6 protein-coding genes and 3 pseudogenes are annotated in these 13,912 nt (G+C 57.7%); 5 read left to right on the top strand and 4 right to left on the bottom strand.

The window, feature by feature from the left end:
• Positions 1-303 precede the first annotated feature (303 nt).
• The 3 genes from CHINAEXTREME_RS20365 to CHINAEXTREME_RS20355 all read right to left on the bottom strand — a co-directional run bounded on the left by CHINAEXTREME_RS20365 (position 304) and on the right by CHINAEXTREME_RS20355 (position 8,226).
• Positions 304-3,972: a UvrD-helicase domain-containing protein gene (locus tag CHINAEXTREME_RS20365; RefSeq protein ID WP_007143128.1), complete on the bottom strand. Its 3,669-nt coding sequence runs from the start codon at positions 3,970-3,972 to the stop codon at positions 304-306.
• On the bottom strand, positions 3,965-7,153 hold the full coding sequence (locus CHINAEXTREME_RS20360; RefSeq protein ID WP_007143127.1) for a PD-(D/E)XK nuclease family protein: 3,189 nt from the start codon (positions 7,151-7,153) through the stop codon (positions 3,965-3,967). The genes CHINAEXTREME_RS20365 and CHINAEXTREME_RS20360 overlap by 8 nt, the downstream gene beginning before the upstream one ends.
• A gap of 326 nt (positions 7,154-7,479) precedes the next feature.
• Positions 7,480-8,226, bottom strand: a complete 747-nt coding sequence (locus CHINAEXTREME_RS20355; RefSeq protein ID WP_007143126.1) for a hypothetical protein — start codon at positions 8,224-8,226, stop codon at positions 7,480-7,482.
• A 100-nt stretch (positions 8,227-8,326) separates the two neighbouring features.
• Here CHINAEXTREME_RS20355 and CHINAEXTREME_RS20350 point away from each other — a divergent pair, with 100 nt between their 5' ends.
• Complete coding sequence (locus CHINAEXTREME_RS20350; RefSeq protein WP_007143125.1) at positions 8,327-8,800, top strand: hypothetical protein; 474 nt, start codon at positions 8,327-8,329, stop codon at positions 8,798-8,800.
• A gap of 151 nt (positions 8,801-8,951) precedes the next feature.
• Here CHINAEXTREME_RS20350 and CHINAEXTREME_RS20345 read toward each other — a convergent pair whose 3' ends face one another.
• Positions 8,952-9,533 (bottom strand): hypothetical protein, encoded by a 582-nt coding sequence (locus CHINAEXTREME_RS20345; protein WP_007143124.1) that lies wholly within the window; start codon positions 9,531-9,533, stop codon positions 8,952-8,954.
• A gap of 244 nt (positions 9,534-9,777) precedes the next feature.
• Between CHINAEXTREME_RS20345 and CHINAEXTREME_RS20340 the strand changes: the two genes are divergently transcribed.
• The 4 genes and pseudogenes from CHINAEXTREME_RS20340 to tnpC (CHINAEXTREME_RS20325) all read left to right on the top strand — a co-directional run.
• Positions 9,778-10,686, top strand: a complete 909-nt coding sequence (locus tag CHINAEXTREME_RS20340) for an ADP-ribosylglycohydrolase family protein (RefSeq protein ID WP_029601789.1) — start codon at positions 9,778-9,780, stop codon at positions 10,684-10,686.
• Between the two features lie 328 nt (positions 10,687-11,014).
• Positions 11,015-12,175, top strand: a pseudogene (gene tnpC / locus CHINAEXTREME_RS20335) (IS66 family transposase); the annotation flags it as partial.
• Positions 12,174-12,548, top strand: a pseudogene (locus CHINAEXTREME_RS20330) (ADP-ribosylglycohydrolase family protein); the annotation flags it as partial. The pseudogenes tnpC (CHINAEXTREME_RS20335) and CHINAEXTREME_RS20330, both read left to right, overlap by 2 nt.
• Before the next feature lie 328 nt (positions 12,549-12,876).
• A pseudogene (tnpC, locus tag CHINAEXTREME_RS20325) lies at positions 12,877-13,911 on the top strand (IS66 family transposase); the annotation flags it as partial.
• Between the last annotated feature and the right edge of the window lies 1 nt (position 13,912).

Genomic DNA, 13,912 nt, shown 5'->3' with positions numbered 1-13,912 from the left:
ACATTTGTTGCTACTTCGTGTTCTCTCTCGGTAAGCTTCGTCATGTTCTACTTTCTAGACAAGATGTCATTTCTAGGGCAACTCGTGGATCTACTCCTCCTCCGTTCTAACTGTTGTTTCACACACCACTCGTACAGAGCTTCTTTACGCTATTCGGATGCCTCGCCCAATAATTTCCCGAGCCACTAACCTAGATTCTGCCACATCAACTTACTTTGGCAGGATCGCTGGGCTCATTCATCACAGTCTTTACCCCTGCTCTTTGGTGTGGTTCTCATTCTATGCTCTCTCATGTGGAGAGATTCAGGACAGTAGCTCTGTCATGGACCGGAGCTTTGACTCGACTTTAGCGTACTCTCCCGTATCCCATTCGAACCGTTCTTCGATACCGGCATCGGTGAACCGGAGTGACGCCCGAACATCACGGTCGGGATCATGTTGAAACAGAGCCAATGCGTATGCGAGCATCTGGGGACGATAGTGCTCTGCAAGTTCGGTTGACGTTGTCGACGAAAGGTCGTTCGTTTTGTAGTCGATGATATGGTAAGCATCGGGGGTGACGAGCAGTCGATCAATATCACCGACGATCCGTGTTCCGTCGATCCGAGCAACGACCGAGTATTCGTCGTACGTCGCCTCGAGTGAGCTCTCAGCTTCGATCCGATCCACAAATTCGACTGCATCAGCGGCGTGTTCGACGGCATCCTGGAGGTCCGCTTCCGTAGGCTCTTCACCAGCCATTTGGCTCAGCCGGCGAATTAGCCCCGTCCAGTCATCTCTCGGTGGACGCAGTTCGGTAAGACGGTGAACAACCGTTCCAAAGGTAGTCGGGCTCAGGCCTGTCGACTCGTCGCTATCGCTGTCGCCGTAGCTGTGGTCTGTTTCTGAAGCTGCTGCAACCTCGTTCACGAGCGTTGTCGCAGCGACTCGAGACCCCGGTGTGTGGGCAGGTGGTGACGGAATGGATATCTCTGGCAACGCTTTCTCGTCCGATTCAGCAGGTTGCCAGTCTACAGGACGGGGTGGAGTACGCACGGTGTAGCTCGCGTCACCAATCTGACTCTGTGCCCGCCCACTTTGGAGCGTCTGTTCGAGTAACTCACCGTTCTCAAGGAGGAGCGGCTGGAGCCAGTCCCGCCATCGATCGGCCTCAGCAAAGTCGGCTGGGTCACCGAGTTCGACACTCCCTGATTCATCGATTTCGAGATCGTGGGTACCACAGAGGAGCAGGTGGTCCCGTGTCCGCGTACAGGCGACGTAGAGGAGTCGCTTTGCCTCGGCTCGTTCCTGGGGTCGTGATTGGCGATCGGCGTACTCGTGCACGGCTGTCTTTTCGATCGCGAAGGCGTCGCTCGGATCGGGACCACCAACTGCTGGAATCGGCGGTGCATCGTCGGTACCGTCGACGAGCCGGACGTATCCGTGGTCGTCGACGGAGCGCCCGAAGTTGAGATCGCTACCCAGGTCTGGTACGGCAACGATTGGGAACTCGAGGCCCTTAGCGGAGTGGATCGTCAGTATCCGCACGCCTTCGGTGTCACCCGGAATATCTGCCTCCCCTTCGCGCGGGTCGAATTCGGTCTGGCGGTCGATCCGGTGGAGCAGGCCGGCTGCCGTGTGGACGCCGTTCTCGCTCCAAGTGCGGACCTGATCTCGGAACTTCTCGACGTTCGCAACGGCCTGCCGACCGCGTTCGTCGGCACTAATGCTGGCTATATATCCCGTGTCGTCGATCACACGAGTCAGCAGTTGGTCCCACGAGAGCACGCCGTCATCAGTCGGCGTCGCACAGCCACTGAGTGTCCGCCACGTCGACAGACAGTCGAACGCATCCGCAAGCTGTTGGTCGCCCGTTTCGGCGAGTGCATCCCAGACCGAGTCGGCGTCAGCGATCACAGGGGCAAGGCGGTTATCAGTGAATCCGAACAACGGCGATCGAAGCACACCGTAAAGTGAGACATCGTCTGCTGGGTCACCGAGGACTCGGAAGAGATTCGTCAGCGCCTGCACCTCGGGCGTATCGTAGAATCCGACGCCGCCGATGACAGTGTATGGAATATCGTACTCTTCGAGCGCCCGTTGATACCGATCCAGGTGCGTCCGCCGGCGAAGGAGGATTGCAACATCGTCAGGTGTCGCCTCCCGGTGGATACCCGTGTCAGGATCCTGGATCTCCGGTGGGTCATCAAAGAGGTGCGTCAACCGGGCGGCAAGCCCCTGCGCTTCGGCTTCGATCGTGTGATCCAGTGCCCCGTCTGCAACGGGATGGTCCGGACCAAAGATCGTTTCCGCAGTCTCTGCATCGTCTGGAACGGCGAGATATTCGACGCTTCCCGTCAGCCCCTCGATATCCTCGACGCGATCACGCTCCGTCGTCAGGTCCTGTGGCGGCGCTTCGAACGGTTCGTGATCGTCGCCTTCCGGCTGGAAGAGACGGTCGAAGAGTTCGTTGAGGAACGACAGCGGCTCGTCTAATGTCCGGAAGTTCCCCGAGAGTTCGAGCGCAGTCGGTTGCGCCGCTTCGCTATCGGGCACGTCATCGACGCCACGCGAGGCATTGACCGACTGGAGATCGGCCCGTGCATCACCGAAGGTTGTGACGTCTGCCCCGCGGAAGCCGTAGATGCTCTGTTTTTCGTCGCCGACGAGGAAGACGTTTGATGCGGTTCCGTCGTCGACGCCGCTGAGGAGTTTCACCAGCTCCCACTGTCGAGGATCTGTGTCCTGAAACTCGTCGACCATTACGGCGGCAAACTGGTCTTGGAGTCGCTCTCGGACGTTCTCATTGGTGCGAAGGAATTCCAAGGTGGTCTCGATTACGTCGGGGAAATCGAGTGTGTCTCGACGCTCCTTTTCCGTGGTGTACTCCGCCAGAACATCCTCGAATACTCGCATCAACGCGAGTGCATAATGGGCGCTATTCTCCTCGAGGGCACCGGGCGTGGTTTCGACCGCTTCTGCATGCGGCTCGACCGCGTCGATAACAGTATTGATGACGTCTTTCAGGTCATCGTAGACGGCGCTGTAGTGGCCCCAGTCGTCTCTGTCGCCGACGACGTAGCCGGAGCTGCTGTACAGGCCGCCGTTTTGCTTTTCACAGACGTCGTAGAGGTCGAGGATGACTCGTTGGCAGTCATGCGGATCACTCGCGTCTGGATCCGCGGGAAGCTGTTCGACGACGCTCTCGAGCGTCTGGTAGGCCTGGAGTCCATCCTCGTCCGTGATCGTCGTCTGGTCGTCGACCTGACCAGCAATCGTTTCCAACTCGTCTAAGAGCCCGTCATCGTAGAGGGTTTCGCGAGCGGCTGCAGCGTCCAGGTCACAGACGGTCTCCCAGAGCACGTCGATGTAGTCATCGACATCGGCATCCTGCCAGGCCGCCAGCACGGCCTCGCTCTGTGGGCGCTCATCGAGCAACGACGCGAGAACGTCGATCAGTTGGTCACGATTCCACAGTTGGGCGAGGAGTGCAACATCGTCGACGTCTTGGTTCTGTTCGAGGAACTCGGTCACGACCTCTCGTTGAAGAGTTGCAGCTTCGTCTTCATCGACGACGTCGAACCCGAGCGGAACCGGGGCTTCGACGGCCTGTTCTCGCAACAGGCGTGTACAAAACGCATGAATCGTGTGAACGTACCCGTCCTCGAGATCATCAAGCACGTCTCGCCAGCGGTGATACTCGTCAGCCGAGTCGACACGTTCGAGTTTCTCGTACACCTCCTCTCGGACGCGCTCGGTCAGTTCCGCGGCTGCTTTGCGGGTGAACGTGATCGTGACGATATTCTCGGGTGTGAGATCGGGATTCTCATCGAGTATCGTCACATACCGTTCGGCCAGCGTCGTCGTCTTGCCAGTGCCGGCACCGGCAGTGATCGCGACGTTTCGGTCCTGAATCAGTGCGTCCTGCTGTTCCTCCGTTAGCTGGATCGGTTCGGTCTCGGTCTCGGTCTCGGTCTCGGTTTCCTCAGTCATCGCTCATCACCGTCTGCAGATCCTCGTCGTCTCGAACACGGAGCGGCACGTATGCGACCTCGTCCTCGCGAGCGGTGTCGACGAACTCACGCTTGCGATGGTGGCGAACGTCACACGCCCGACGGTAGTCACAGAAGCGGCAGTTCGCACCTCGGGGAGAGTGCAACGTCGTGTGGAACCGCCCGTTGGCGATTGCGTCGTCGATCTGTCCGAGCCACTCGGGAACGACATCCTCGAGGAAGCGCCGGAGTTCGGTTTGCGAGTCGAACTTCGATTCGACCCCCCTGGGGACCTTGAGATCGTTCGGCGGTCGCACCTGGTAGTACGTCGCTGAGAGGGTGCCCTGGTCGAACAGATCACCATCGATGACCTCGTTCGCAGCGAGCAGATAGATGGGGAGCTGGAACGTCGTTCCGCCAGTCGTTTTCGTCATGTATGGTGCGTACCCGGTCTTGTAGTCGTAGAGCGTGATCTCCGGTTGTTCGACGTCACGATTCACGTCGATACGGTCGATATAGCCCCGAATCGCAACCGTCGATCCATCTGGCCGTTCGACTGAAAACGGCTCGCTATCGGACTCTGGAAGCCCTTCGCCGAAGGGTGGCTCGAACAGGTATGGAGCAGCAGCGCCGGCCCTGGAGAGTTCGTTGTCGAGGAACGTGGCGAATAGTCCTTGTTCGGGAGCATCGTGGGGTTGTACGCCGGCTTCGAATGGGACGGACTCCTCATCACCAAGGCCCGCAAAGAGTTCTGCCTTCCAGCGCTCGTAGAAGAGCCCATCATACTCGAAATCGGTCTCACGGAGTTCTTCGACGGCAACCGTGTGGAGATGGTCGGCAAGCGTATCTCGGTCGTAGTCGGTGAGATCGACGCTCGCTTCGGAGTCATCCTGCAGGTCTGCGTAGAAGCGCTCGAGAACGTCGTGAACGTACGATCCGGTCTCGAGAGCCGTTGGCACGACTTCGACGTCGTCAGGATCCTCGATCTCGAGAACGTTGTCGGCATAGAATTTGAACCCGCACTCGACGTACTGCTCGATTCGACTCGCACTGTAGGGTTCTCGCTCCGACGGTGGATAAACCGCGTCAACCGTTTCGGGGTCCAGCAGGCCGTCGTGTTCGGAAAGGGTTGCCGTTGCCCTGTTGTCCGCGCACTGGAGGCCACGGTCAGTGCGCTTCGTTTGCTCGGGTGAAAGATCGCCCCGGTCGCCGGCATGACTGACTGCGACACGACGGTCGGAGGCAGTCGCGACGTGACGCTGGAGGTCCTCTCGAGAGCCGATACGATCGTCAACACCGGTTTCGGGTTCGATCCCGGTGACACGCTGTAGTTCGTCGAGGACAGGGGAGCGGACGACGGCAGACTCATCACCGCCTGTCTCCGGTGTAGTGATCGTGAGCGCATCGACGTTCGCGAGCAGGGTTGCGAACAGATATCGACCACGGAGGCGCTCGTCGGCGGTGTCGAACCGGGGATGGGCCTCGGTCATCTCCTCGAAAAAGGCCGGTCGTTCCGGCGTTGTCGGGAAGTGTTCGCTCGTCAGGCCAACGAGAAAGACCTTCTCGAACGATCGCATCCGAGCATCGAGCAGCCCCATCACTTCGACGTGGCCTCCAGCAGCGGTTTGCGATGTTTGAATCGGGATGCCATCGAAGGCCCGAGTGAACAGCGCGAGTGGGGACTGGTCGGTACTGACTTTCTCCAGAGTTTCGAAGGAGGTGAGCACCTCGTCAACGACCTCGTAGGCTCGGTGTTCGAGTGCCTGCTCGGCACCGCTGGCGTAATCCCCGACAGCTGCCTCGAGGTCGAACTGATCGTCCAGCAGTCGGCGGAACGTCTCGGTTGCTTCTTCGATGTCTCCCGTTCGAAGCGTTTCCAGGCTCGCTAACAGATCCTCGAGTAATGCGTTCGTCTCGGCGTTGGTCGCCTCGAGAAGCGGTGCTGCCGAAATCGTATCGCGCCGACGAGCAGCAGCAGTGATGGTCGAGGCTTGCTCATTGTCGACGATATCGACCAGGGGATTCGCTAGCAGCGACGTGAGGTCTTCAGCCCGTGGGTCGGGCTCAGCAAGGCGCAGCAGATCGTGGACGACGCTGCCGGTGAACGTCCGTGTCAGCTGCGATGCGGCAGTCGTCACGTGTGGAATATCGAACGTCTCGAACGTGTCCTCGACGGTGCTCGAATACGCATTCGTGCCTGGAATAACGACCGCGAAGTCGTCTGGATCCCGTCCGTTCGCCAGCTCGGTTCGGAGTTCGCGGGCGACGAAGCGAATTTCGCGTTCCGGCGTCGGCAGTTCGCGCCAGTTGAGCCCATCCGGAACTGCGGTCGTCTCAGGATCCGGGCGATAGAGAGCGTTGGTGACCGCCCCAAACGCTCTTCCGGACTCGTCTTTTGGCTCGAGACTCACCGTCTCGAAATCCAGCGACTCGTAGACATCCAGGGCGTCACTCGCGACGACATCGACACCCGTTCGGCCATCCTGATGGAGTGGCAGCAGTGCAATCGTCGGGAACTCCTGAACGATACGCTCGATAATGTGGCGTTCGACGGGACGGAACTCGTAATAGCCGGAGAGAATCACGACGTCGATCTCAGGTGAGAGTGTTGATAGCGACTGGTCTGCCGTCGCGACGCCATGGAACAGTTCACCGCGGGTATTGACCCAGTCGTCGACGTGATCGGCATACAGTTCGCGGTAGTAGTGATAGGCGTCGACGGTGGCCGTTGCAATCCGGTCGTCGAGCGATGAGTTCTCGAACTCCGTCTCGAGTGTATCGGCAGTTCTGACGCCCGCCTCATCGAAGAGTGAAAAGCGGCTACTAAACGAATCCGCAAGCGCGGCAGAGGCCGGCTCGCCCGCGAGAGCGCCTGCTGTCTCCGCTGTCGTTTCGTCGAGCGCGTACTCGGTGAGTCGGCGGTTTAGCTGGCCAGACAGCGTTTCGACGGGACCGTATAGATTTTCGTACCAGTTGCGAACGACCGAATCGAGCGTCTCGGAACGAAGGCGGAGTGGTTTGTGGGAACTGGCCCAGCGGTCCTCGATTTCACTTCGACGAGCATCGTTGCGGGTAATGTAGAGGATACTCCCCAGCGAATCGGCGGCGAGATCATCGGCCCGCTGAAACGCCCGTTGTTCAAGACGAGCGTGTTGTGGACCGGTAAGGAGCGTTGGATCCATCGAACACTCTCTACCAAGACATCCCACTTACTTGATTGTTAACCAAACTGATGGCTTGGATTGTACGGGAGCGGCTATTACAAACTCCCTGGAGAATGAAATGCTACTAATGTTGTTTTCGTTCATCCTTTCGGAACTAGTCAATAAGTGGGTATGCTTATTGAACACTGACTATATTGTCGGATATTAAAGAGAATCAGAATATTGTGCTGGATACAGCGCGAATGTAATGGGGGTCTTTTTAAGCGGGCTTTGGTATTGGCGTTCGAAGAATTGGAGACGGGAGTGCCAAAGACACGGTAGGAGTGTCGCGTTTTCGAGATTGGTCACGGTACGTTCGACAGTTGTTCTTCGAGTTCCGCTGTCGTCGTCCACGAAAAACACTGGTCTAGTGATTCCAGGTGGACGAGTGAGTCAGTGATCACGCCGCTATACGAGGGGGTGCGACCGCCGAGTTCGGTATCCAGGTACGATTCGAGATCCTGCGTCGAGATGTCTAGACCGTGGTCACGGGCCTGGTCAGCGAGTGTACTCAGTTCCTCGGTGAGGTCATCAGCATGGTACGCTAACTCTACTGCTCGAGCACGTATCGCGTCTTCTGTTGTGAGCAGCGACTCATCTTCGTAGTGTTCCTCCTGCGCCCGAGGGAAGAGATACGTGCGGTCCAGTAGCGTTGGACGTTCGATGCGTCCAAACTCTGCGACTGCCCCACCAGTGTCGTGTTCGAGAATTAGTGGGATCGAATCCGCATAGAGGGCGTGGATGAAAAACTTCACTTTGAGGTTGGGGATGTCGTCCGAGACGTCGAGATCGGGCTGCGTGGCGAGTAGGTACGCGTAGGCATCGTGCCGATGGTTTAGTACATCGAGCGCTTCGTCGAGACGGTATTTGAACGGTGGTTCGTAACTCCCCAGAACGAAATACGTCGAGTGCGGCCCGAAGAGGTGTTCGTGTCGGTGTCGCATGTAGGAGAGGAGTCGTTCGCTATCTACCGGGTCGAGTTCTAGGCCGTAGAGGACGTCGTCCAGGATGTAGTCGGTGAGTTCTTCAGTATTCTCCGGTATCTTCGGCATACCAACCAATGAGGAAATATAGCCTGATAACCATACTGGTCTGACTTAGGGAAGTTAACCCCGAGTGCTTATGTGACCTGGCATCGTACGTTCGGGTAACATGGCCGATATCTCCCCACACTCCAAACCTGATCACGAGGAAAACCCCTTGGAGCGGCAGCGAGAGTTGATGGAGTTGCTGTCGCAGGAAACCCGCCACAGTATCATTCAGACGCTTCTCGGCCACCCGGAACTCCTCGCGTCAGCGGACGAACTCAATCATTTCACCCCAAGTAAATCGAAAAAGACTGTGCAAGAGCAACTGGACGTGCTCGTCGACGCAGAGATCCTTGCAATCTACGAGCACTCGCCTAACAAGGAAAAACGCGGGTTGCCCTGGAAATTCTACGGCTTTACCGAGTACGGTGTCGATATCCTCGGCGATTTTAACTACCTCAAGGGTGTTCCAATGGCGCGAGCTGTCCATCAGAAAACGCGGAAGCCTGAGAAGATCGAGCGCCACGAAACAGCCCCACGACCACTGCTCCCAGAACCAGTCCGGGCAGCATTCCGACTCAACGACCAAGAGGATTGACATCCTTCTCCGCCTTTGATCGAAGACGAGATCAAACGCCAAGTCAATCTCTTGGGAGGAAAGCAATTGTCACAGTGATCTCCGAATCGCTGGAACGGCTCGACCAGAACGAAGGTATCCAAACAGCTCTCGACGATGTCATTCGGAAGTACTACCTTTCCAGCGAATCGCCGAATTCGTTCTGAAAGCCTTCGAGAAGCCGTCCGAACCCGGATTGGAGGAAAAACTCGGCGTCTTCTTTCGCCTCGAGGAGGTGTTTGCGGCGTTTGTCAGAGTACTCCGCTGCCATCTCGTCTAATTCGCCGGCGAGGGCTTTGATCGTCTCCTCGTCCTCGAGGGAATCGTAGGTTCTGAACACATCTTTTAGCCCGCGCTTGGCAGATTGTCTAACGCGACCGTCTTCGTCTGTCAGTGCCTCCAGCAGGAAGCCGCCAATCGCGTCAGTCTGTTCCCGAACAGTCTCGATATCTGCCTCGATCGATCGGTCGCTCTCGGCGACGGCGAACACCAGTGCGATCCCTGGCGTCAGTCGCTCTGCAACACGGACGGTCGACTGTCGAACGTATCCATCCTCGCTGTCGGCATAGATAGCGGTCAACTCGTCAAAACAGGTCTCGTACAACTGAATCCGTTCCTCGAGATCCAACTCCTCAATGTCGTCGATTGTCTTGTTGACTTGCTCGGAATCGCCTGAGCGAATGTCGTCCGCAAATTCGTCCCACCGCTGTTCCATATCGATCTATTGGGACAGCCAGTGCATAATACCCGGTCAAGCAGCCGACCACGTTGAGAGCGTGCCAACCAACGCAAAAACGCGAGCAGCTCACGACGAAAATGACCAAGGGACGATGACGAATGCTGCACAGATGGAGATGCACGAGGCATGGGACGGGTCGTCAGGAGAATCTTCGGGAGAACGAAGCCCGATGCGTGATTACGACCTCACACTTTTCTTGAATGTGTTCGTTGTGGAGGGCATGGATCTTGATCGTGCCCGCGGTGTTCTGGTAGGGTTAGCGTGTGGGGATGCGCTTGGACGACCGGTCGAGTTCGACACAGCGTCTACGATCACTGCTGAGCACGGAGAACTCGACGAGATGGTCGGGTACGGAACGTGGAATCAATCGGCAGGAACGATTACTGACGACACTGAGCAGGCACTCCGTATTGCGCGGAGTCTCGTCGAGCAACAGGAGTTTGATCCGGCTGATATCGCGGATCGGTTCGTCGCATGGTACGAGAGCGATCCGTTCGACATTGGGCGGATGACGCTCCGTTCGCTCAGTTGTCTCGAGAACGGAGCAGCGTGGGACGAAGCAGGACAACAGGTCTGGGAGGACAGTCCGGAAGGGTCAAACGCTGGGAACGGGAGTGTAATGCGGTGTCCGCCGCTTGCTATCCCCTACGCGACCGATTGGGAGCGGCTGGTGGACGTGAGCCGCCAGTCCTCCCAGATTACGCATGCGGATCCGCGGTGTACGTACGGGTGTGCCGTGCTCAATCTCACGGTGGCTGGGTTGCTCGAAGACGTCGACACGCCGCTGCAGGACGCCCTTGATTACGTCGCAGACGATGCTCCGAACGAGCTCGTGACCGCACTCGAGCCCCTCGCCGACGGAACCTCGCCAGGAACGCTCGAAACGTCCGGGTACGTCGTCCACTCGCTACAAACGGCCCTCCACGACGGACTACTCGCCACCAGTGCTGAAGAAGCGATTGTGACCGCAGTTAATCGTGGCGGGGACACTGATACGATCGGAGCGATTGCGGGCGCAGTTGCTGGTGCGCGGTTCGGTGCGTCACAGCTTCCGGATCGTTGGATTGACGCCATCGCTGAAACAGACGAACTCGAGTCACTGGCGGTTGATCTCATAGAGGTGGTGTGATGTACGTACTTGCGTTCGACTGAGATCGAATAGCTATTTAGTGGTGTTCAGCGCGAGAGCAATCCCCTTGTGGAGAGTCTTATGATGCCTTCGGTCGGTCATCCAGACTTTGAATCCGTCTTCTTTCGCAGTCGCCTCCAGTCGTATGTAGGTTCCTAAACTAGATTGGTATGTGTTTAGCCCGGGCTGATTTCGGTACTCTCTCGTAGGAAGCGTTCAACGGACGCGATATGAACAGGCAGCAGACCTCGGATACGATTCTCAGGGATGGGCTCCGCACCGGAGCCCATCCCGTTACTTCTGCTGTCACTACTGGTTGGTGGAGTCTGTGAACGCAGACGATTTCACCAAAGAAGAGCTCCTTTCTCGGCTTCTCCAACTTGAGCAACGAGTCGAAGAACTCGAACGGGAGAACAAGCGAAAGGACAAGAAAATCGATCAGAAGGACGAGCGGATAGAAGAACTCGAAACACGCCTTCGCAAATACGAAAATCCGCATACACCGCCCAGTAAGCGACGGTCGGGGACTGACGAGTCCCCGACCTCGCAGGACGACGAAGACGAGAATGTTCGAACCGATGGCGGTACTCCCGGACGGAAGGACGGTCACGACCCTGAGTGGCGTGCAACAGCAGATCCCGACAAAGAGATCGATGTCACCTGTGACTGTTGTCCCGAGTGTGGCGAACACTTCGACGAGTCGGTGGGCGTCAGCCCCCGACTCGTCGAGGAGGTTCCCGATCCACAGCCACCAGAAATCACCCGGTACAACCGTCACTACTACCAGTGCAGCTCTTGTGGAACAGAAACCGTTGCTACACACCCCGACTGCCCCGATGAGGGGCAGTTCGGGGTGAACGTCATCTCTCAAGCAGCACTTTCTCGGTACGATCACCGCCTCCCCTACCGGAAAATCGCTGACCGGTTCGAGCAACTGCATGGATTAGAACTCTCGGGCGCGTCCGCGTGGCACGCGACCGAGCGCGCTGCGCGCGCCGGTCGCTGCGAATACGAACAGATTCGAAGACAGATTCAGCAAGCAGAGATCGTTCACGTTGACGAAACCGGTATCAAACGCGAGGGTGAGCAGGCGTGGATTTGGACGTTTCGGACGAGCGAGCACACGCTATACGCCGTAAGGGAGAGTCGTGGAAGTGATGTTCCCGCGGAAGTCCTCGGCGAGGACTTCCCGGGAACGGTCATCTGCGATGGGTGGACGGCGTATCCAGCGTTCAGCAGTAACCTTCAGCGGTGCTGGGCACATCTTCTCCGAGAAGCTGAAGACGCTGCTAGTGACCACGAGGAGGCAGAACCCGTTTACCGGTATCTCAAGCAGATGTTCGTCGGTCTCCAGTCGTGGCTGGAGACCGACCCGAGTCTTCGTGAGAGAGCACAGATGCACCGCTCATGCCAGAACGGGCTTAGATCGCTCGTGGGGCGGTCAGTAACCGACGAACCAGTGGCAACACTACTCGGGAAAATCGAAGGCTGGGTTGCTCGAAGACGTCGACACGCCGCTGCAGGACGCCCTTGATTACGTCGCAGACGATGCTCCGAACGAGCTCGTGACCGCACTCGAGCCCCTCGCCGACGGAACCTCGCCAGGAACGCTCGAAACGTCCGGGTACGTCGTCCACTCGCTACAAACGGCCCTCCACGACGGACTACTCGCCACCAGTGCTGAAGAAGCGATTGTGACCGCAGTTAATCGTGGCGGGGACACTGATACGATCGGAGCGATTGCGGGCGCAGTTGCTGGTGCGCGGTTCGGTGCGTCACAGCTTCCGGATCGTTGGATTGACGCCATCGCTGAAACAGACGAACTCGAGTCACTGGCGGTTGATCTCATAGAGGTGGTGTGATGTACGTACTTGCGTTCGACTGAGATCGAATAGCTATTTAGTGGTGTTCAGCGCGAGAGCAATCCCCTTGTGGAGAGTCTTATGATGCCTTCGGTCGGTCATCCAGACTTTGAATCCGTCTTCTTTCGCAGTCGCCTCCAGTCGTATGTAGGTTCCTAAACTAGATTGGTATGTGTTTAGCCCGGGCTGATTTCGGTACTCTCTCGTAGGAAGCGTTCAACGGACGCGATATGAACAGGCAGCAGACCTCGGATACGATTCTCAGGGATGGGCTCCGCACCGGAGCCCATCCCGTTACTTCTGCTGTCACTACTGGTTGGTGGAGTCTGTGAACGCAGACGATTTCACCAAAGAAGAGCTCCTTTCTCGGCTTCTCCAACTTGAGCAACGAGTCGAAGAACTCGAACGGGAGAACAAGCGAAAGGACAAGAAAATCGATCAGAAGGACGAGCGGATAGAAGAACTCGAAACACGCCTTCGCAAATACGAAAATCCGCATACACCGCCCAGTAAGCGACGGTCGGGGACTGACGAGTCCCCGACCTCGCAGGACGACGAAGACGAGAATGTTCGAACCGATGGCGGTACTCCCGGACGGAAGGACGGTCACGACCCTGAGTGGCGTGCAACAGCAGATCCCGACAAAGAGATCGATGTCACCTGTGACTGTTGTCCCGAGTGTGGCGAACACTTCGACGAGTCGGTGGGCGTCAGCCCCCGACTCGTCGAGGAGGTTCCCGATCCACAGCCACCAGAAATCACCCGGTACAACCGTCACTACTACCAGTGCAGCTCTTGTGGAACAGAAACCGTTGCTACACACCCCGACTGCCCCGATGAGGGGCAGTTCGGGGTGAACGTCATCTCTCAAGCAGCACTTTCTCGGTACGATCACCGCCTCCCCTACCGGAAAATCGCTGACCGGTTCGAGCAACTGCATGGATTAGAACTCTCGGGCGCGTCCGCGTGGCACGCGACCGAGCGCGCTGCGCGCGCCGGTCGCTGCGAATACGAACAGATTCGAAGACAGATTCAGCAAGCAGAGATCGTTCACGTTGACGAAACCGGTATCAAACGCGAGGGTGAGCAGGCGTGGATTTGGACGTTTCGGACGAGCGAGCACACGCTATACGCCGTAAGGGAGAGTCGTGGAAGTGATGTTCCCGCGGAAGTCCTCGGCGAGGACTTCCCGGGAACGGTCATCTGCGATGGGTGGACGGCGTATCCAGCGTTCAGCAGTAACCTTCAGCGGTGCTGGGCACATCTTCTCCGAGAAGCTGAAGACGCTGCTAGTGACCACGAGGAGGCAGAACCCGTTTACCGGTATCTCAAGCAGATGTTCGTCGGTCTCCAGTCGTGGCTGG

Source organism: Halobiforma lacisalsi AJ5, assembly GCF_000226975.2.
Classification (GTDB): Archaea; Halobacteriota; Halobacteria; order Halobacteriales; family Natrialbaceae; genus Natronobacterium; species Natronobacterium lacisalsi.
This window is presented reverse-complemented; position numbering and strand designations above follow the sequence as displayed.